The sequence below is a fragment of the Serratia quinivorans genome, assembly GCF_052113645.1.
Classification (GTDB): Bacteria; Pseudomonadota; Gammaproteobacteria; order Enterobacterales; family Enterobacteriaceae; genus Serratia; species Serratia quinivorans_B.
In genome coordinates this window covers 362,560-381,918 of sequence record NZ_JBIEIU010000001.1, presented here as the reverse complement: position 1 = coordinate 381,918, position 19,359 = coordinate 362,560, and the positions used below count along the sequence as shown (strand labels likewise).

Below are 19,359 nucleotides of genomic sequence, written 5' to 3'. Positions count from 1 at the left end.
GGGTAACACAGCCATCGGCAAAAATGCGTGACGATAAAGTCGGTGGTAGCGGTGCGGCAGGATAGGCATAATTAACGCTGAATTACATCGGCAGAGAGATAGCGTGACAGACGATTTCGCAACAGACGGCGCCCTGGCGCAGGCAATCAAGGGTTTCAAACCGCGTGAAGCACAGCGGCAGATGGCGGAAGCGGTCACCGAAGCCATTAACTTCAAGCAGGAACTGGTGGTCGAAGCGGGCACCGGGACCGGCAAAACCTTCGCCTACCTGGTACCGGCGCTGCGGGCCGATCGCAAAGTGATTATTTCCACCGGGTCAAAAGCGCTGCAGGATCAGCTTTATGCGCGCGATTTACCCACCGTCGCCAAGGCACTGAAGTACAAAGGCAAGATGGCGCTGTTAAAAGGGCGCTCCAATTACCTGTGTCTGGAACGTCTGGAACAGCAGTCGATGGCCGGCGGTGAGCTGGCCGGGCAGGCGCTGATCGATCTGGTCCATTTGCGCAAATGGTCGTCAATGACCAAAGAGGGCGACATCAGCAGTTGCAGCGACGTGGCGGAAGACAGCTTCGTTTGGCCGCTGGTGACCAGCACAAACGACAACTGCCTGGGCAGCGACTGCCCGCTGTATAAAGATTGCTTTGTGGTCAAGGCGCGTCGCCGCGCCATGGATGCCGACGTGGTGGTGGTAAACCACCATCTGTTCCTGGCGGATATGGTGGTGAAAGAGGGCGGTTTTGCCGAGTTGATCCCTGAGGCTGACGTGATGATCTTCGATGAAGCGCATCAAATCCCGGATATTGCCAGCCAGTATTTCGGCAAGCAGTTGACCAGCCGTCAGTTGCTGGATCTGGCCAAAGACATTTCCATTGCCTACCGCACCGAAGTGCGCGACGCCGCACAGTTGCAAAAAAGCGCCGACCGCCTCAGCCAAAGCACGCAGGATTTTCGCTTAATGCTGGGGGAGCCGGGGTTTCGCGGCAACCTACGCGAGGTGCTGAGCCAGCCCAATGTACAACGCGCCCTGCTGCTGCTCGATGATGCGCTGGAGCTGTGTTACGACGTGGTCAAACTGTCCCTTGGTCGGTCGGCCCTGCTGGATGCGGCCTTCGAGCGCGCGACTTTGTACCGTGCACGTCTTAAACGTTTGAAAGAGGTCAATGAGCCGGGCTTCAGCTATTGGTATGAGTGCAACTCACGCCATTTTGTACTGGCGTTGACGCCGCTGACGGTGGCCGATCGCTTCCGCGAATTGCTGGATGAGAAACCAGGTAGCTGGATTTTCACCTCGGCTACCCTGTCGGTTAATGAACAAATGGGGCATTTTACCGAGCGTCTGGGGTTGAATAAGGCCAAAACGCTGCTGCTGGCCAGCCCATTCGACTATGCCAAGCAAGCGTTGCTGTGCGTGCCACGTTTTTTACCTTCACCGAATCAGCCTGGCGGCGCCCGGCAATTGGCGCGTATGTTAAGGCCGCTGATTGAGGCCAATAACGGTCGCTGCTTCTTCCTTTGCACCTCGCATCAGATGATGCGAGAACTGGCGGAAGAGTTCCGCGCGACCATGACGTTGCCGGTGCTGTTGCAAGGGGAAACCAGCAAAGGCCAACTGTTGGCGCAGTTTGTCGAGGCCGGCAATGCGCTGTTGGTGGCGACCAGCAGTTTCTGGGAAGGGGTGGACGTGCGCGGCGATGCATTGTCGTGCGTGATTATCGACAAACTGCCGTTTACTTCCCCTGAGGATCCGTTGCTGAAAGCGCGAATTGAAGACTGTCGATTGCGCGGCGGCGATCCGTTTAACGACGTGCAACTGCCGGATGCGGTCATCACGCTTAAACAGGGCGTGGGACGACTGATCCGTGATACCGACGATCGTGGCGTACTGGTGATCTGCGATAATCGGTTGGTGATGAGACCCTATGGCGAGGTGTTTCTCAATAGCCTGCCGCCAACGCCGCGCACCCGCGATATCGCCCAGGCCATTGCCTTCCTGCAGGCGGAGCGCTAGCCGATAGGCGTGACCCCAGGGCTGTGCTACAATGCGCGCCCTGTATGAAAAACCCTGTTTTTTTCCCGCCTGAGGTTGGCATGTCCACGCGAATTTTAGCGATCGATACAGCGACGGAAGCCTGTTCCGTTGCTATCTGGAATCAAGGCGAAATCCACGCCCTGTTTGAGCTGTGCCCACGTGAGCATACGCAACGTATTTTACCTATGGTGCAGCAGGTGCTGGCAGAATCCGGCGTCGCCCTTAATCAGCTCGATGCTCTGGCGTTCGGCCGCGGGCCAGGCAGCTTTACCGGCGTGCGTATTGGCATCGGTATCGCTCAAGGGCTGGCGCTGGGTGCCGGCTTGCCATTGCTGGGGATCTCCACGCTGCAAACCATGGCGCAAGGCGCCTGGCGTCTCACCGGGGCTGACCGGGTGTTGGCGGCAATAGATGCGCGGATGGGGGAAGTTTATTGGGGACAGTTTGAGCGTCAGCAAGACGGCAACTGGCTTGAAAGCGAAGGTGAAGCGGTACTGACGCCGCAGCAGGCGTTGGTACGTGCGCAGGGTCTGCAAGGCCACTGGGCGCATGTCGGTACCGGTTGGCAAACCTATCCGGATCTGGTTGCCGGTTCCTCGTTAACCCTGAGCGATGGGCAAATGCTGTTGCCTCAGGCGGAAGATATGCTGCCGTTGGCGCTGCATGCCTGGCAACAAGGGCTGGCGGTCGCGGTCGAAAATGCCGAGCCAACTTACCTGCGCAACGAAGTCACCTGGAAAAAATTGCCGGGCCGCGAATAGCCGCAGCCCATTGTGCTTGGGTGGCAGCCGGAATATGAATGTTCTGCAACTTGCTCTGTGAATTGATGTCAAAGTTACAGCCATTTCAGGAGATTGCGACGATGTTAACCCGCACTGTAAGTAAAAAAATGTCGCTGCTGGCCATCGCCGGCGGTGCGCTGGTGCTGTCAGGCTGCGTAACCGTGCCTGATGTCATCAAAGGCAGCACGGCAACGCCGGTGCAACAGCTATCTTCGGTGCAAAATGCACCGAATCTGTTTGCCGGGGCCGAGGCTCGCTTTGGCGGCACCGTAGTCAACGTCGCCAATGAACAGGGGCGCACGGTGTTGGAAATTGCTGCCGTGCCACTCGATTCCGGTGCCCGGCCGATTTTGGGTGAGCCGTCGCGGGGCCGGCTGTTAGCTTCGGTTAACGGCTTCCTGGAGCCGGTTGATTTTAAAGGTCAGCTGGTGACCGTGGTGGGGCCGATCACCGGTGTGAAAGACGGTAAGATCGGTATGACGCCGTATAAATTTGTCACCATGAACGCCACCGGCTACAAACGCTGGCATTTGACCCAGCAGGTGATGATGCCACCGGCGCCGATGGGGCCATGGGGCTGGCGTAGCGGCACCTGGGGCCCAGGTTGGGGCGTGGGATACGGCTGGTATAACCCTGGCCCGGCGCAGGTGCAAACCATCGTCACCGAGTAGTGTTCGCTTGTTGTAAACCATTTTAAGAGGGCGGCCCGGCCGCCTTAGTCTGATGACAAACACCCGAAAAATGGGATTTTCGGGTGTTTGGGGTAAATCAGAAGACATCATTCTTGGTTTTTTATTAGCCCTCAGATCAGGGCTTTTAAACGCAAAGAACATTGTCAGCAATTTGAGGCGGCTCCGGCCGCCTTTTTCTTTTGGCGAGGGGGACCCCGTCAATTAGTGACGTACATCGCAACCTGAATATTGTTTAAAACTCAAACTGGTCTGCTGAGTTAAAATATTGTTATGGTTTGGCTGCATGTTTGGGGGCTGCGATGATGATAATGAATAATGATTTCAGGAGTAATACCTTGGATAAGGTCTGGTTAAAACGTTACCCGGCGGATGTTCCGGCAGAGATCGACGCCGATCGTTATTCATCTTTGGTCGAAATGTTTGAAAATGCGGTTCAGCGCTACGCCGATCAGCCTGCTTTCATTAACATGGGCGAGGTGATGACCTACCGCAAGTTGGAAGAACGTAGCCGGGCTTTCGCGGCCTATCTGCAAAACGAACTGGGTCTGCAGAAGGGCGATCGCGTTGCTCTGATGATGCCGAACCTGTTGCAGTATCCGATCGCGCTGTTTGGCATTTTACGCGCGGGGATGGTGGTGGTGAACGTTAACCCGCTGTATACGCCGCGTGAGCTGGAACACCAACTGAATGACAGTGGTGCAAGCGCCATCGTGATCGTCTCCAACTTTGCCCACACGCTGGAAAAAGTGGTGTTCAACACCCAGGTAAAACACGTGATCCTGACGCGCATGGGCGATCAGCTCTCTGCCGCCAAAGGTACGTTGGTTAACTTCGTGGTGAAATACATCAAACGGCTGGTGCCGAAATACCATCTGCCGGCTGCCGTTTCTTTCCGCAGTGCGCTGCAGCGCGGGCGTCGCCAACAGTATGTCAAACCCGATATTATCAATACCGATCTGGCGTTCCTGCAATATACCGGCGGTACCACCGGCGTGGCCAAAGGCGCGATGCTGACGCACCGTAATATGCAGGCTAACCTGGAACAGGCCAAGGCTGCCTATTTACCGCTGTTCCGAGAAGGGCAGGAACTGGTGGTGACGGCGCTGCCGCTGTACCACATTTTCGCGCTGACGGTGAACTGCCTGCTGTTTATCGATCTGGGGGGACGCAATCTGCTGATCACCAACCCGCGCGATATTCCCGGGCTGGTGAAGGAGCTGGGCAAATACCCGTTTACCGCCATGAGCGGGGTGAATACTCTGTTCAATGCGTTGTTGAACAATGAGGACTTCCACAAGCTTGATTTCTCCACGCTGCGTTTCTCCGTCGGTGGCGGTATGTCGGTACAGAAATCGGTGGCAGACAAGTGGGAGAAAACTACCGGCAAACACCTGCTGGAGGGGTACGGCCTGACGGAATGCGCGCCGCTGGTCTCAGGTAACCCTTACGATCTGAAGCACTACAGCGGCAGTATCGGTTTGCCTGTGCCGTCGACGGATATTCGTCTGGTGGACGACAACGGTCAGGACGTGCCGGTCGGCGAGCCGGGTGAACTGTGGGTCAAAGGGCCGCAAGTTATGTTAGGCTACTGGCAGCGGCCGGATGCCACCGATGAAGTATTGAAAGATGGCTGGCTCGCGACCGGCGATATCGTTACAGTGGACGAGATGGGTTTTGTCCGCGTCGTCGACCGCAAAAAAGACATGATCCTGGTTTCCGGGTTTAACGTATACCCGAACGAGATCGAAGACGTGGTCAGCCAGCATCCGAAAGTGTTGGAATGCGCGGCGATTGGCGTACCGAACGAAGTATCCGGTGAAACGGTCAAGATCTGCGTGGTGAAGAAAGACGCCTCGCTGACCGCAGAAGAGCTGTTGACCCATTGTCGTCGGCAGCTTACCGGGTATAAAGTACCTAAAATTGTTGAGTTCCGTGACGAGTTGCCGAAGTCTAACGTCGGTAAAATTTTGCGGCGAGAACTGCGTGATGAGCAGAAAAAACCTGCGGCGGCCGATGCTGCCTAGGTTATCATCCACGCCTTACAGATCAACAACGCCGGTGAATGCCGGCGTTGTTGTGTTTGAATCATGAAGCGACCAAGAGAATGACGTTTTGAACTATCAGTTGATCACTACCGATGCCGGATTGCAGCAGGTCTGCGAGCAGGCGAAAAAGCATGCCCAGATTGCGCTGGACACCGAATTTGTCAGAACGCGCACCTACTATCCGCAGTTAGGCCTGATTCAGTTATACGACGGTGAACAACTCTCCCTGATTGACCCCTTGCCCATCAAGCAATGGCAGCCGTTTATCGAGCTGCTGAGCAATACCCAGATTGTGAAGTTCCTGCACGCCGGCAGTGAGGATCTGGAAGTGTTCCTCAACGCGTTCAAAACGCTGCCGACGCCGATGGTGGACACCCAAATTCTGGCGGCCTTCACCGGTCGACCGTTATCATGCGGTTTTGCGACGCTGGTGTCGGAATATATGCAGGTGGATCTGGATAAAAGCGAAGCCCGCACCGACTGGCTGGCGCGTCCGTTGACGGAAAAACAGTGCGTCTATGCGGCTGCCGACGTGTTCTATCTGCTGCCGATGGCCAAACGCCTGGTTCAGGAGACGGAGGAGGCCGGTTGGACGGCCGCCGCCAACAATGAATGCCTGTTGCTGTGCCAACGCCGTAGCGAGTCCCTGGCACCGGAATTAGCCTACCGGGAAATCACTAACGCCTGGCAGTTGCGCCCGCGTCAGTTGGGGTGCTTACAGAAGCTGGCGGAATGGCGACTGCGTCAGGCGCGGGAGCGTGACCTGGCGGTGAACTTCGTGGTGCGCGAGGAAAACCTCTGGCAGGTGGCGCGTCATATGCCGACATCGTTGGGGGAACTGGATTCACTGGGCCTGAGCGGTCCGGAAATCCGTTATCACGGTAAAACCCTGCTGGCGCTGGTGGCAGAGGCGAGCGAGCTGGACGAGGCCGTACTGCCAGAGCCGCTGTCGAACCTGGTCGATCAACCGGGCTACAAGAAAGTGTTCAAGGATATCAAAGCGGCGATCGTCATTGTCAGTGAGCAAAGCGGGTTGAGCAGCGAATTGCTGGCATCGCGTCGACAGATTAACCAACTGCTGAACTGGCATTGGAAATTGAAAGCCATCGACAGCCTGCCAGAATTAGTCAGCGGCTGGCGTGGTGATTTATTAGCGGCGCCGCTGCAGGCTATTTTGAAGGATTATTAATCGGGATGTAAAATGTTGGAGCAGGGTAAGGAAACGCTGCTCTGATTATTTATCTGAAATAATCAAAAAAACACTTACCGGCAGCATTTACTTTAAACAACAGTGACGCAAGATTAATTGAGATTAATCCCAAAGGGTGAAAAACGATTATTAGGCGTTTTTTATCTCAATAACTGGTTATGCATACAGTTACCCCCTATATAAAATATACAGGGGGTAATTAATGCGTCACACTCATTTAGTTGCTTCTTCCGATTCCGGTAATGTCACGTTGAGCTCAAGTACCGAAATATCATCCCCTTTCTGCTCAAACTGCACGTGCAGCATTTCAGGGTCGATTTGAATATATTTGCAAATTACCGCCAGAATATCGCGTTTCAAATCAGGCAGATACGGGGGCTCACTGTCCCCGCGACGACGCTCTGCGACGATAATCTGCAGCCGTTCCTTGGCTATATTGGCTGTCTGCTTTTTGCGGGACAGAAAGAAGTCTAGTAATGCCATGGTTTATCCCCCAAAAAGGCGTTTCAGGAAACCCTTCTTCTCTTCTTCAATGAAGCGGAAGGGGCGTTCTTCCCCTAACAAGCGGCTAACGGTATCGTCATAGGCTTTGCCGGCATCCGACTCGCCGTCGAGGATCACCGGTTCACCCTGGTTGGATGCACGCAGTACGGATTGGTCTTCCGGGATAACGCCGACCAATGGAATGCGCAGAATTTCCAGCACGTCTTCCATGCTCAGCATGTCGCCACGGCTGACGCGGCCCGGGTTATAACGGGTCAGCAGCAGGTGTTCCTTGATCGGCGATTCGCCTCTCTCAGCGCGGCGGGATTTGGAAGACAAGATGCCCAGGATACGGTCAGAGTCACGTACCGAGGAGACTTCCGGGTTGGTGGTGATAATGGCTTCATCAGCAAAGTACAAGGCCATCAGCGCGCCGGTTTCGATACCTGCCGGTGAGTCACAAACCACAAAGTCAAAATCCATCTCGCCGAGGTCGTTGAGGATCTTCTCAACGCCTTCGCGGGTCAGCGCGTCTTTGTCACGCGTTTGCGAAGCCGGCAGGATAAAGAGATTTTCAGTGCGCTTGTCTTTGATCAACGCCTGATTCAGCGTGGCGTCACCCTGAATTACGTTAACGAAATCATAAACAACCCGGCGTTCGCAGCCCATGATCAGGTCAAGATTACGCAGGCCGATATCGAAATCGATCACTACGGTTTTCTTTCCTTTTTGGGCTAAACCGGTAGCGATGGCCGCGCTTGAAGTGGTCTTGCCAACGCCCCCTTTACCCGATGTAACAACAATAATGCGTGCCATGAAATGGATTCCTTGTCAAAAGGGCTTAATTTAAAGGTTGTATGGTTAAAGCGTTATCCAACAGGCTGAGTCGTACGGCCTGCCCGACATAATCGGACGGGATTTGGTCGCTCAACCAGTACTGCCCTGCGATAGAGACTAGCTCAGCACCCAGGTGCGTGCAAAAAATCTGGCACTGCGTATCACCTGATGCACCGGCCAGCGCACGACCGCGCATCATGCCGTAGACGTGAATATTGCCATCGGCAATCAATTCAGCGCCGGCGCTAACGCTGCTGGTCACAATCAGATCGCTGTTGCGGGCATAAATCTGTTGGCCGGAACGGACAGGGGTACTGATGATACGCGTCTTGGCGGGGGCGTTGGGATCCACCACCGGGGCTGGCGCGGGCGCCGGTTCCGGAGTGGCCATCTTTTGGCCTTTGCCTTCATTCAGTAACGGCAGCCCGGCACGGGTTATTGCGCGCTTCTGTCGCTCATCTCTGCAACCGCTGATACCCACAACGCGCAGACCTGCTGCCGTGACAGCCTGTTGAAGTTCTTTCCAGTTTGCGTCGCCGTTCAGCGTTGCAACGTTGATAACAACAGGGGCGTTCTTCAAAAAAGCGGGAGCTTGCTCTACTTTTTCCAGTAACGCCTGACGTATTACCTCGGGTTCCGAATTATACAAATGAACAACCGATAGGGTAAAACTGCTGCCTTTTAGCTCAATTGGCGATTGTGACATCTATCCTGACTCAGTCTCAGCAACTTTAAATCCCCGGAATACCAATCGGGGTGCGATATTCCGAAGTACTATAAGCATGTTATAGTCAGAGTTATATCCAGGCAAGACGCTGCCCCAATTAAATAGAGTTAAAAACATGCTTTGTGTGATCTATAGAAGTGCTAAACGCGATCAAACTTATCTTTATGTCGAAAAAAAAGACGATTTCTCCCGAGTACCGGAAGATCTGATGAAAAGTTTCGGCACGCCGCAATTGGCGATGGTGCTTTCTCTGGACGGTCGGGAAAAGTTAGCCTCGGCGGATATTGAGAAAGTGAAAGAAGCCCTGAAAGAAGAAGGGTTTTATCTGCAGGTTCCGCCGCCGTTGGAAAATTTATTAAGCCAGCACCTGTCGGGTGACAAAAAATAACCTCCTCAGGTGCACAGGGTGACGCTGGCGCAAAAGCCCTAAACAGATAAAGGAGCCGCGTGATGAGATTATCGGCGATAACCATGCTGTTGACGCTGGGATGCGGGGTGGGCCAGCAGGCGATGGCCCAGGTTGCCACTCCGGTGTCGGAAACGTCGACGAGTGCCGCTAATCCGCCGGCCCAAAGCCGGCTTTCTGATACTGGCCGAGATCCTGCGCAGTTCCCCGCCTATGTGGAACAACTGAAACGCCAGGCGCTGGCGCAGGGCATTAGCCCGACCGTTGTCGAAAGCGCTTTCGACAACGTGCATTTTGTCGATCGGGTGATCAAAGCGGACCGTAATCAGCCGGAAAAGAAAATCACGCTGGATGATTATCTGAAGCGCGTATTACCCCCAGCCAAAGTCGCACAAGGCCGCGCCCTGTATCGGCAGTATCAACCGCAACTTTCTCGCGTTACCGCACACTACGGCGTGCCGGGACGCTTTGTCGTGGCGTTGTGGGGGATGGAAAGCGCCTTCGGCAAAATCCAGGGTCGTGAAGATGTGATATCTGCGCTTGCCACTTTGGCTTTTGAAGGCCGCCGTGAGGCTTTCTTCAGTCAACAGCTTATGGCGGCGCTGCAAATCCTCGAACAAGGCCATGTCAGCCGCGACCAGCTGAAAGGCTCCTGGGCCGGTGCGATGGGGCAGTGCCAGTTTATGCCGACCTCGTTCCTTAACTACGCGGCGGACGGCGACGGTGATGGCCGTATTGATATCTGGAACAACGTTGACGATGTCTTTGCCTCTACGGCCCGCTATTTGTCGAGCGAAGGCTGGCAGCGGGGCGTCGGTTGGGGCAGAGAGGTTAAGCTGCCTGCCGGTTTCAGCACCGATGATCTGGGGTTAAAGGATCGTCAGGCACACAGCGTAAATGAATGGCAAAAGCGTGGGGTGCGACGTCCGGATGGTTCGGCATTGCCACATTCCAGCCTGCGCAGTTGGGTGATCACACCGGATGACATGCAGGGCCGCGCATTCCTGGTTTATGATAACTTTCGCACGATTATGCATTGGAATCGCTCTTACTATTTTGCGATCGGTGTGGGTATGATGGCTGACGGTATCGGGCACTAGATAAGGGCTGCGGTGCCTCCACCAGCGTGTGGAATAACGGGCTTAGCATGCTAAGCCCCTACATGATTGTAGGGAGAGGCGGTATGTATCAACATAGAGACTGGCAGGGTTCATTACTCGATTTTCCGGTAAACAAAGTGGTCTGCGTCGGCAGTAATTACGCCGACCACATCAAGGAAATGGGCAGTGCAACCTCGGCAGAACCGGTAGTGTTTATCAAGCCTGAAACGGCGTTGTGCGATATCCGCCAGCCGGTGGCGATCCCCAAAGAGTTTGGTTCGGTGCATCACGAAGTGGAACTGGCGGTGCTGATCGGTACGCCGTTAAAGCAGGCGAATGAAGATCGCGTGGCGCGCGCTATTGCTGGCTACGGTGTTGCGCTTGATCTGACGTTGCGAGAATTGCAGGCGGGCTTCAAGAAAGCAGGGCAACCCTGGGAGAAAGCCAAGGGCTTCGACGGTTCCTGCCCCATTTCCGGGTTTATACCGGTGGCGGAGTTTGGCGATCCGCAAAATGCCGAGTTGTCCCTGACGGTCAATGATCAGGTGCGTCAACAAGGCAATACCCGTGACATGATCACGCCGATCCTGCCGTTGATCAGCTATATGAGCCGTTTCTTCACGCTGCGCGCAGGCGACATTATTCTTACCGGCACGCCGCAAGGCGTCGGTCCGATGAGCTCCGGTGATATGCTGAAAATTACTCTCAACGGTAAATCACTGACGACCCGCGTGATTTGAAACCGGGGTAAACGGCATGAAAAAAGGCCCCGCGGGGCCTTTTCTTTCGGTGGAATCTGGGTAAAGGGCTTATTTACGGCCCAGCAAGAAACCGAAAACAATCCCGACGGCGGCGGCGATGGCTACGCCGGCTAGCGGGTTAGATTCAACCTGAGTCCGCACCGTATCGGCCGCATCGCGGGCCGCGTAGCTGGCCTGAGATGCGTATTTGCGGGCTGCGCCTTTGACTTGATGATCCGGAGAGTCCGTTGCCTTACCAAAGGCTTCCTCAACGGCACCGGCAGCTTCGTTAACCTTATCTTCTGCTTTCCCAAACATACTTAGCTCCTTATCTTCGTTCAAAAGGCGAACATTAACCATAGCAGGATTATGCTGTTGTTGGCGGCAAAACGTGCTTTATGAGATGAATCTTACCGGAGGACAGGCCGGGAAAACGAAAGGATGATAGACCTGGGTTTTGTACGTATAATTAGGCGATAAACCCGGCGTTTTAAACCGCAGAACCCTGGCAGCAATGGCCTGATAATCCTGCCGGGGCAGGGCGAATGCTGTTGTTTTAAATAGCATTTTTTTTAAGCGAATTTATTGTTATCGCTATGATTATATTGTGTTTTTGGCCTTTCTATTTGGCTGGGATATCTATATAGTGCACCCTCAAAACCTGTACGCAGGTTATCTATTCATTTACCTATACCGGACGCGAACATGTCACAAACCCCTTTTTGGCAACAAAAAACGCTGGCGGAAATGTCAGAACAAGAGTGGGAATCGCTGTGCGACGGTTGTGGGCAATGCTGTCTGAATAAGCTGATCGACGAAGATACCGACGAGATTTATTTCACCAACGTAGCCTGTAACCAGTTGAACATTAAATCGTGCCAGTGCCGCAACTATGAGCGTCGTTTTGAGCTGGAAGAAGACTGTATCAAGTTGACGCGTGAAAACCTGACGACGTTTGACTGGTTGCCGCCGACCTGCGCATATCGTCTGATTGGTGAGGGTAAGCCGTTATTTTCCTGGCACCCACTGGTCAGCGGCTCTAAAGCGGCGATGCACGGTGAGCGTATTACGGTGCGCCACATTGCAGTACGCGAAAGCGAAGTGGTGGATTGGCAGGATCACATCTTGAACAAACCGAGCTGGGCGAGATAAAGAAAAAAGCCCCTGCAAAGAAGAGGGGCAAGACACACAACAACACCAGGGAAATCGTTAAATATTAACTTGCGGATATTATAAGGATTCTTTGGTAAAAGTTCATCAAAATATCGATGCAATAATGCATCCCTATGATGAATTTTTTTGTATGACGTGCGTTTGGGGGTAAATCAACGTCCCCTTTTTTTCGAATTCAGGTCGAAAAAATGCAAGGCTGCTTTCGTGGATAAGACCTTTTACTCTCCTAACTTAATGTTATGTAAATTACGCGCCAAATCCTGCCAGAACGCTTCTTTTTAGCCGGAAGGTTAGGTAGTTTGGGCGCTCTCACGCTAAGTTCCGAGAGTAAAATAATGAAAATGATCCGACTGTTTGCCGTGGCTGGAGTGCTAATAGTGCTCGTTTATTACCTTACACATACCTAATGTTGCATTACCTCTGAAGATCATAAGTTATTTCATGAAAAACGGCGCCCTGGGGCGCCGTTTTTCATGCTGCTACGCTTAGCGGCCGAACAGGTCGCGGCGGCGTGGGCGAACGAATTGCGCGATCAGCACAACGATAGCGATCAACAGATAAGCGGCGAAGATGCCAACCAGCCACTGCGGCATTTCCAGCGTCAGGAAATCCCATTGACGCACGGAGCAGTCGCCTGATGCGTGAAACACGGCCGGCAACCATTTATCCAGCGGCAGCCAGGACGGGAAGCTGACGAAGAAATCGCAGGTATTAAACGGCGAAGGGTGCAGTTGGATCATGGTGTGTTTCCACGCCAGCTGCAGGCCTTCCCAGGCACTGTAAATCCACAGCAGAATAGCGGCATAACGCAGCGGCGTTTTCGGCGCAATGGCACCGAGCAGTGAGGCACCCAGAATGCCAAACAGCGCACAGCGTTCGTAAATGCACATCACACAGGGTTGCAGTAGCATTACGTGCTGAAAGTAGAGTGCGACTAATTCCAGCGCCAGCGCAGTCAGGGCCATCAACAGCCAAGCACCGCGCCCCTGCGAGCAGCGGTTAAAGAATTGCAACATATATTTATTCTTCCATGCAGTAAGCAATTGAAGTGTCAGTGTAAACCAATTCAACCCCGCTGCCAGCCACCTGAGCCTGATTCAGCATAAAAATAGTCGCTGACAGCGGAGCGGGTTAACACGGTTAAGGTGCAGAGGCTTCAAGCGGCGGCAGCGTCAGCCAATGCCACTGGGTCAGCAGGTCAGTCATGGGCGCCAGAGTAAACTGTACGCACAGCAGACCGACCAGGGTTAATACCACAGTATAGGGCAAAGCCATCCATACCATTCGGCCGTAAGATAAACGCACCAGTGGCGCCAATGCGGAAGTCAGCAAGAACAAGAAGGCGGCCTGACCATTCGGCGTGGCAACCGACGGTAAATTGGTTCCGGTGTTAATGGCGACCGCCAGCATTTCGAACTGCTTCAGGGAAATGGCGCCGTTTTCAAAGGCAGTGCGCGCTTCGTTGATGTAAACCGTGCCGACGAACACATTGTCAGATACCGAAGACAACAGGCCATTAAACAGATAAAACAGCGACAATTGGGAAGCCGGCTGCGCCTGCAGCACAAACTGGATAATGGGGGTAAACAGGTGCTGCTCAATGATCACCGCTACCACGGTGAAAAAGACCGTCAGCAGGGCGGTGAAGGGCAAGGCTTCCTGGAATGCTTTGCCGATGGCGTGTTCATCGGTTACGCCGCACAGGGAAGTGGCGAGGATAATCACCGACAGGCCAATCAGGCCAACCTCTGCCAAATGGAAGGCCAGCGCCACCACCAGCCAAACGCCGATCAGCGCCTGAACCACTAATTTGACCTGTTCTTGTTTACTGCGCCCGGCGGTAGCCTGGCGGTCAAACTCGCTCAGTACCTCACGCACAGGCTCCGGCAGTTTTGCGCCATAGCCGAAGATGCAAAAGCGCTCAAGCAGCAGGCAGACCAATAAACCACAGACCAACACAGGTAAAGTTACCGGTGCCATGCGCAGGAAGAAGTCGACAAATCCCCAGCCGGCGCTTTTGGCGATAATCAGGTTTTGCGGCTCGCCCACCATGGTCATCACACCGCCCAGCGCGGTACCGACACCGGCATGCATCAGCAGGCTGCGCAGAAAGGCGCGGAACTGTTCGAGCGTCTGTTTGTTATCGTCGCTCACCAACGTGCTGTCGTCGTTGGCGTTGGCATGGTCGCCGGAACGGTTCGAAACCACGTTGTGGTAAATCGAATAAAAACCGGTCGCCACGCTGATGACCACCGCTACCACGGTGAGCGCATCGAGGAAGGCAGACAAAAAAGCCGCGGCAAAACAGAATGCCAAAGAAAGCAGCATTTTGGAGCGAATGTTGAGCAGTAGCTTGGTGAAGACGAACAGTAACAACTGCTTCATAAAGTAGATGCCGGCCACCATAAAGATCAGCAACAGCAGCACTTCCAGATTATGGGCAATTTCTTCGCCAACCCGATCGGGACTGGTCATGCCGATCAGCACCGCTTCAATCGCCAGCAGGCCACCCGGTAACAAGGGGTAGCATTTCAGCGCCATCGCCAGCGTGAAGATAAATTCGATCACCAACAGCCAGCCGGCAATGAAAGGATCGGCCAAAAAGAAAACCAGCGGATTGACCAACAGGAAGATGAGGATGGCCAGTTTGTACCAGTCAGGTGATTGCCCGAGGAAGTTTTTCACCAGGGCACTGCGTAAAGTCGTTTCCATTATGCGTTACACGTCCTGAAAATAAGTTGTCACATATTACCCTAACAACGGCGGCAGGGCAGAAGCAATATGGGCTTGCTTTACGACGAAAAATTTCTCTGAAGCGGTGTTTTTGCACGTTTTTTGCCACTTTATGCACACTTTCGTTTAATGTTTTTCGCTCACGCTATGTCATGCCATGGCGATCTGGTATGATCAGCCGACTACTATTACTGATTATCGTCGCTACGGAACGTCAAACACATGGTCATAAAGGCGCAGAGTCCTGCCGGTTTCGCGGAAGAATACATTATCGAGAGTATCTGGAATAATCGCTTCCCTCCTGGCTCTATTTTGCCCGCGGAGCGTGAGCTTTCAGAACTGATTGGTGTCACGCGCACCACGTTACGCGAAGTTTTACAACGCCTGGCCCGTGATGGCTGGCTGACCATTCAGCATGGCAAACCGACCAAAGTAAATAATTTCTGGGAAACATCCGGCCTTAATATCCTTGAAACGGTGGCACGCCTCGATCATAAAAGCGTTCCACAGTTGATCGACAATTTGCTGTCGGTTCGTACCAATATTGCCGCGATCTTTATTCGCGCAGCGGTGCGTAATCACCCAGAGGCTGCCCAGGAAGTCTTGGCGCGAGCCACCCAGGTGGAAGATCAGGCGGATGCTTTCAATCTGTTGGACTACGAAATTTTCCGTGGTCTGGCATTTGCCTCCGGCAACCCGATTTACGGTCTGATCTTTAACGGTCTGAAAGGTTTGTACACCCGTGTGGGCCGCTACTATTTCTCGAACCCGGAATCCCGCAAGCTGGCACTGACCTTCTACAGCAAGCTGTCGACGCTGTGCCATGAGAAGTCCTACGATCAGGTGATGGACTGCGTGCGTAACTACGGTAAAGACAGTGGAGCCATCTGGCAGAGCATGCAAGGCACTATGCCGAGCGATCTGACCGAAGCTCGCCGTTAATATCTTCTCTCGCATTAAGCAAAAGGGGCGCCAACGGCGCCCCTTTGTTATGGTCCAATTTTAGAGTGGCGCGGGTCGCGGTGGGCAGCGTTCCAGCAACTCGACGCTGCCATCCTCATTGAGTTGTTCCAGAATAATATCGAAACCCCACAGGCGGTGCAGGTGCTTCATTACCTCACGCCGGCTCTTGTCCAGTGGTGCTCGGTCCTGCGGAATATAACGCAGCGTCAATGAGCGATCGCCGCGCAAATCTACATTCCAGATCTGAATGTTCGGCTCGTGGTCACTCAGGTTATATTGCGCCGACAGCTCCTGACGGATCGCCCGATAACCGGCCTCATTATGGATCGCGGCAATCTCGAGGTAGTTGTTGCGATCGTCATCCAGCACGGTGAACAGCCGGAAGTCACGCATGATTTTGGGGGACAGGAACTGGCTGATAAAACTTTCGTCCTTAAAGTCCCGCATGGCGAAATGCAGCGTTTCCAACCAATCTTTACCGGCAATATCCGGGAACCAGTAGCGATCCTCCTCCGTCGGTGACTGGCAGATGCGCTTGATGTCCTGGAACATGGCAAATCCCAGTGCGTACGGGTTAATGCCGTTGTAATAAGGACTATTGTAGGGCGGCTGGTACACCACATTGGTATGGCTGTGCAAAAACTCCAGCATAAAGCGCTCGGTTACCCGGCCTTCGTCGTACAGATGATTCAGGATGGTGTAGTGCCAGAACGTCGCCCAGCCTTCGTTCATCACCTGCGTTTGTTTCTGCGGATAAAAATACTGGCTCACTTTACGCACGATGCGCAGAACCTCACGCTGCCAGGGTTCCAGCAGCGGCGCATTTTTTTCCATAAAGTAGAGGATGTTCTCCTGCGGTTCGCTTGGGTAGCGGCGCGCTTGTTCAGGTGCTTCTTCGCGTTCTACCCGCGGCAGGGTTTTCCACAACGTATTGACCTGGCTTTGCAGGTACTCCTCGCGGTTTTTCTGCCGCGCTTTTTCTTCGACCAGGGAAATTTTCTGCGGCCGTTTATAGCGGTCCACGCCGTAGTTCATCAGTGCATGGCAGGAATCGAGCAGTTTTTCCACTTCCTCAACGCCGTAGCGTTCTTCGCACTGACTGATGTAGTGCCGGGCGAACAGCAGATAATCGACGATCGAACTGGCGTCGGTCCAGCTGCGGAACAGGTAGTTATTTTTGAAAAAGGAGTTGTGGCCGTAGCAGGCGTGCGCCATGACCAATGCCTGCATGGTGATGGTATTTTCTTCCATCAGGTAGGCGATACAAGGGTTGGAGTTGATCACGATTTCATAGGCCAAACCCTGCTGCCCGTGTTTGTAACGCTGCTCGGTCTCAATGAATTTTTTACCGAATGACCAATGGGTGTAGTTAATCGGCATACCGACGCTCGAATAAGCGTCCATCATCTGTTCTGAGGTAATGACCTCAATCTGATGCGGGTAAGTATCGAGCTTGTAATGTTTGGCTACGCGGTCGATGTGCTCCAGATACACCTGCAGCAACTCGAACGTCCAGTCCGGTCCATCGCTCAGACGCTTATCTTCCTTGACCTTATCATGTGTTGAAGTAGTCATCAGCGCACCCTCGTTATTACGGACCTTGCTCGAACGGCAGACCCTAGATCAATCGTAGCTCAATCTGGGCAGAGGTAATAATGATATAAAGCTTAAAAATTCAACGATCTGTCGCGACTATCCCACCTGATGAGCTGTCAGGGGGAGTTTAAGGCGAGTTTTTTCTGCTGATTCCGCCGCAGGGTTGTACGAAAGGTTATCTCGATAAATTGGCTTTTTATTGGTTTTTTATCCTGCTTGAGTAGTGCCGTTCCATTTTTATATTCTGTTAAATCCTTGTTGCATGCCGCAGCTTTTCATGGTGATTTCATTGCTAGCAATGACAGCATGTTAGGGCCCATTTCGCTCTTAAATTGACCTTTCACAACATCTTATCGCTATTTATAGGACGCTATTGCAAAAGAACCGGCCATGAACGATAAATTAATTGTGAATGTTGTCACGTTTGATGATGAAGATGTTGGACGGATTTTTCCACTGAGTTAATTTCCTGTGAGCAGAAGATTATGCTTTGTGAAGCCTTGAGCCGGAGTCAGCGATGCGAGTGGTAATTTTAGGTAGTGGGGTGGTGGGCGTTGCCAGTGCCTGGTATTTGGCGAAGGCAGGGCATGAGGTGACGGTGATCGATCGTCAACCCGGCCCCGCAATGGAAACCAGCGCGGCAAATGCCGGACAGATCTCACCGGGCTATGCGGCACCCTGGGCTGCTCCTGGCGTGCCGTTAAAGGCGATTAAATGGATGTTCCAGCGCCATGCACCGCTGGCCGTTCGTCTGGACGGCAGCAGTTTCCAGCTGAGCTGGATGTGGCAGATGCTGAAAAACTGCAACACCGAACACTATATGACCAACAAAGGTCGTATGGTGCGTTTGGCAGAATACAGCCGTGACTGCATCAAAGCGCTGCGCCAGGAAACCGGTATCCAGTACGAGGGCCGCCAGGGGGGCACGCTGCAACTGTTCCGTACTCAACAACAGTTTGAAAGTGCGTCCAAAGACATCGCGGTGTTGGAAGATGCCGGCGTGCCTTACAAATTGCTGGAAGCCAGCCAATTGGCCACCGTCGAACCGGCATTGGCTCAGGTGGCGCATAAGCTGACCGGCGGCCTGCAACTGCCAAACGACGAAACCGGCGATTGCCAACTCTTTACCCAGCAACTGGCCAAACTGGCGCAGCAAGCGGGCGTCACTTTCCTGTATAACCGCAGCGTCGATCGCCTGCTGGTGGAAGGGGATAAAATCAGCGGCGTGCAGTGCGGCGGTGAAATCTTCAAGGCTGACAGCTATGTGGTGGCTTTTGGTTCCTATTCCACCGCGCTGTTGCGCGATCTGGTCTCGATCCCCGTATATCCGCTGAAAGGCTACTCGCTGACCATCCCGATTACGGATGAGGCTGCGGCGCCATTCTCGACCGTTCTGGATGAAACTTACAAAATTGCCATAACCCGTTTCGACCAGCGTATTCGCGTCGGCGGCATGGCGGAAATTGTCGGTTTTAATACCCAGCTCGAGCAAAAACGTCGCGAGACGCTGGAGATGGTGGTGCGCGATCTTTACCCTAACGGTGGGCGAGTGGAGGAGGCGACCTTCTGGACCGGTTTGCGTCCGATGACGCCGGACGGCACGCCGATTGTCGGTAAGACTTCATTGAAAAACCTGTTCCTGAATACCGGGCACGGCACCCTGGGCTGGACGATGGCCTGCGGTTCGGGGCAGCTGCTTTCCGATCTGATTTCCGGTATCACGCCGGCCATTCCTTCAGACGACCTGGCGGTGGCGCGCTACAGCGCCGGGTTTCGCAGCGCCTACACTGCGCCCTTGAACGATGTGCATCCCGCGCGTTAAAAAACCTTAATTGATATGTTG

Annotated in this window: 18 protein-coding genes; 11 read left to right on the top strand and 7 right to left on the bottom strand. The window is 53.7% G+C overall.

Going from position 1 to position 19,359, the window contains the following annotated elements; genetic code table 11:
• Nucleotides 1-103 precede the first annotated feature (103 nt).
• From ACGS9J_RS01705 to rnd, 5 genes are all read left to right on the top strand, one after another.
• Nucleotides 104-2,008: an ATP-dependent DNA helicase gene (locus tag ACGS9J_RS01705; RefSeq protein ID WP_442229365.1), complete on the top strand. Its 1,905-nt coding sequence runs from the start codon at nt 104-106 to the stop codon at nt 2,006-2,008.
• 80 nt (nt 2,009-2,088) lie between these two features.
• Complete coding sequence (tsaB, locus tag ACGS9J_RS01700) at nt 2,089-2,790, top strand: tRNA (adenosine(37)-N6)-threonylcarbamoyltransferase complex dimerization subunit type 1 TsaB (RefSeq protein ID WP_442229364.1); 702 nt, start codon at nt 2,089-2,091, stop codon at nt 2,788-2,790.
• A 101-nt stretch (nt 2,791-2,891) separates the two neighbouring features.
• The gene (locus ACGS9J_RS01695; protein WP_442229363.1) at nt 2,892-3,482 is read left to right on the top strand and encodes a Slp family lipoprotein; all 591 of its coding nucleotides are present in this window, start codon (nt 2,892-2,894) and stop codon (nt 3,480-3,482) included.
• 356 nt (nt 3,483-3,838) lie between these two features.
• Nucleotides 3,839-5,527 (top strand): long-chain-fatty-acid--CoA ligase FadD, encoded by a 1,689-nt coding sequence (fadD, locus tag ACGS9J_RS01690; RefSeq protein ID WP_442229362.1) that lies wholly within the window; start codon nt 3,839-3,841, stop codon nt 5,525-5,527.
• Between the two features lie 88 nt (nt 5,528-5,615).
• The gene (gene rnd, locus ACGS9J_RS01685) at nt 5,616-6,737 is read left to right on the top strand and encodes a ribonuclease D (RefSeq protein WP_442229361.1); all 1,122 of its coding nucleotides are present in this window, start codon (nt 5,616-5,618) and stop codon (nt 6,735-6,737) included.
• Nucleotides 6,738-6,971: 234 nt separating this feature from the next.
• Here the strand turns inward: rnd and minE are convergent, their stop codons facing one another.
• From minE to minC, 3 genes are read right to left on the bottom strand one after another with little or no spacing between them, the layout of a single operon-like run.
• Entirely contained in the window at nt 6,972-7,241 is a 270-nt protein-coding gene (minE, locus tag ACGS9J_RS01680) for a cell division topological specificity factor MinE (RefSeq protein WP_442229360.1), read from the bottom strand.
• A 3-nt stretch (nt 7,242-7,244) separates the two neighbouring features.
• Nucleotides 7,245-8,057 carry a septum site-determining protein MinD gene (minD, locus tag ACGS9J_RS01675; protein WP_442229359.1) on the bottom strand — a complete coding sequence of 271 codons (813 nt, stop codon included), beginning with the start codon at nt 8,055-8,057 and terminating at the stop codon, nt 7,245-7,247.
• A 25-nt stretch (nt 8,058-8,082) separates the two neighbouring features.
• Nucleotides 8,083-8,784, bottom strand: a complete 702-nt coding sequence (gene minC, locus ACGS9J_RS01670; protein WP_442229358.1) for a septum site-determining protein MinC — start codon at nt 8,782-8,784, stop codon at nt 8,083-8,085.
• Between the two features lie 136 nt (nt 8,785-8,920).
• Here minC and ACGS9J_RS01665 point away from each other — a divergent pair, with 136 nt between their 5' ends.
• The 3 genes from ACGS9J_RS01665 (at nt 8,921) to ACGS9J_RS01655 (ending at nt 11,051) form a co-directional block, all read left to right on the top strand.
• The gene (locus ACGS9J_RS01665) at nt 8,921-9,193 is read left to right on the top strand and encodes a YcgL domain-containing protein (protein ID WP_442229357.1); all 273 of its coding nucleotides are present in this window, start codon (nt 8,921-8,923) and stop codon (nt 9,191-9,193) included.
• A gap of 62 nt (nt 9,194-9,255) precedes the next feature.
• Nucleotides 9,256-10,311 carry a lytic murein transglycosylase gene (locus ACGS9J_RS01660; RefSeq protein WP_442229957.1) on the top strand — a complete coding sequence of 352 codons (1,056 nt, stop codon included), beginning with the start codon at nt 9,256-9,258 and terminating at the stop codon, nt 10,309-10,311.
• A gap of 83 nt (nt 10,312-10,394) precedes the next feature.
• Nucleotides 10,395-11,051 carry a fumarylacetoacetate hydrolase family protein gene (locus ACGS9J_RS01655; protein ID WP_012145477.1) on the top strand — a complete coding sequence of 219 codons (657 nt, stop codon included), beginning with the start codon at nt 10,395-10,397 and terminating at the stop codon, nt 11,049-11,051.
• Nucleotides 11,052-11,120: 69 nt separating this feature from the next.
• Here ACGS9J_RS01655 and ACGS9J_RS01650 read toward each other — a convergent pair whose 3' ends face one another.
• Nucleotides 11,121-11,369, bottom strand: a complete 249-nt coding sequence (locus tag ACGS9J_RS01650) for a CsbD family protein (RefSeq protein WP_012145476.1) — start codon at nt 11,367-11,369, stop codon at nt 11,121-11,123.
• Nucleotides 11,370-11,756: 387 nt separating this feature from the next.
• On the opposite strand from ACGS9J_RS01650, the gene ACGS9J_RS01645 reads away from it, so the two are divergent.
• The gene (locus tag ACGS9J_RS01645; RefSeq protein ID WP_065506309.1) at nt 11,757-12,203 is read left to right on the top strand and encodes a YcgN family cysteine cluster protein; all 447 of its coding nucleotides are present in this window, start codon (nt 11,757-11,759) and stop codon (nt 12,201-12,203) included.
• Between the two features lie 506 nt (nt 12,204-12,709).
• Here the strand turns inward: ACGS9J_RS01645 and dsbB are convergent.
• Together dsbB and nhaB are read right to left on the bottom strand one after the other, a co-directional pair.
• Nucleotides 12,710-13,240: a disulfide bond formation protein DsbB gene (gene dsbB / locus ACGS9J_RS01640; RefSeq protein ID WP_442229356.1), complete on the bottom strand. Its 531-nt coding sequence runs from the start codon at nt 13,238-13,240 to the stop codon at nt 12,710-12,712.
• Nucleotides 13,241-13,364: 124 nt separating this feature from the next.
• Entirely contained in the window at nt 13,365-14,936 is a 1,572-nt protein-coding gene (gene nhaB / locus ACGS9J_RS01635; RefSeq protein WP_442229355.1) for a sodium/proton antiporter NhaB, read from the bottom strand.
• Between the two features lie 243 nt (nt 14,937-15,179).
• Between nhaB and fadR the strand changes: the two genes are divergently transcribed.
• Nucleotides 15,180-15,899 (top strand): fatty acid metabolism transcriptional regulator FadR, encoded by a 720-nt coding sequence (gene fadR / locus ACGS9J_RS01630; protein WP_442229354.1) that lies wholly within the window; start codon nt 15,180-15,182, stop codon nt 15,897-15,899.
• A gap of 60 nt (nt 15,900-15,959) precedes the next feature.
• On the opposite strand, the gene ACGS9J_RS01625 is transcribed toward fadR, so the two are convergent.
• Entirely contained in the window at nt 15,960-17,495 is a 1,536-nt protein-coding gene (locus tag ACGS9J_RS01625) for a SpoVR family protein (RefSeq protein WP_442229353.1), read from the bottom strand.
• 538 nt (nt 17,496-18,033) lie between these two features.
• On the opposite strand from ACGS9J_RS01625, the gene ACGS9J_RS01620 reads away from it, so the two are divergent.
• Complete coding sequence (locus ACGS9J_RS01620; protein WP_270102223.1) at nt 18,034-19,338, top strand: D-amino acid dehydrogenase; 1,305 nt, start codon at nt 18,034-18,036, stop codon at nt 19,336-19,338.
• Nucleotides 19,339-19,359: the final 21 nt, after the last annotated feature.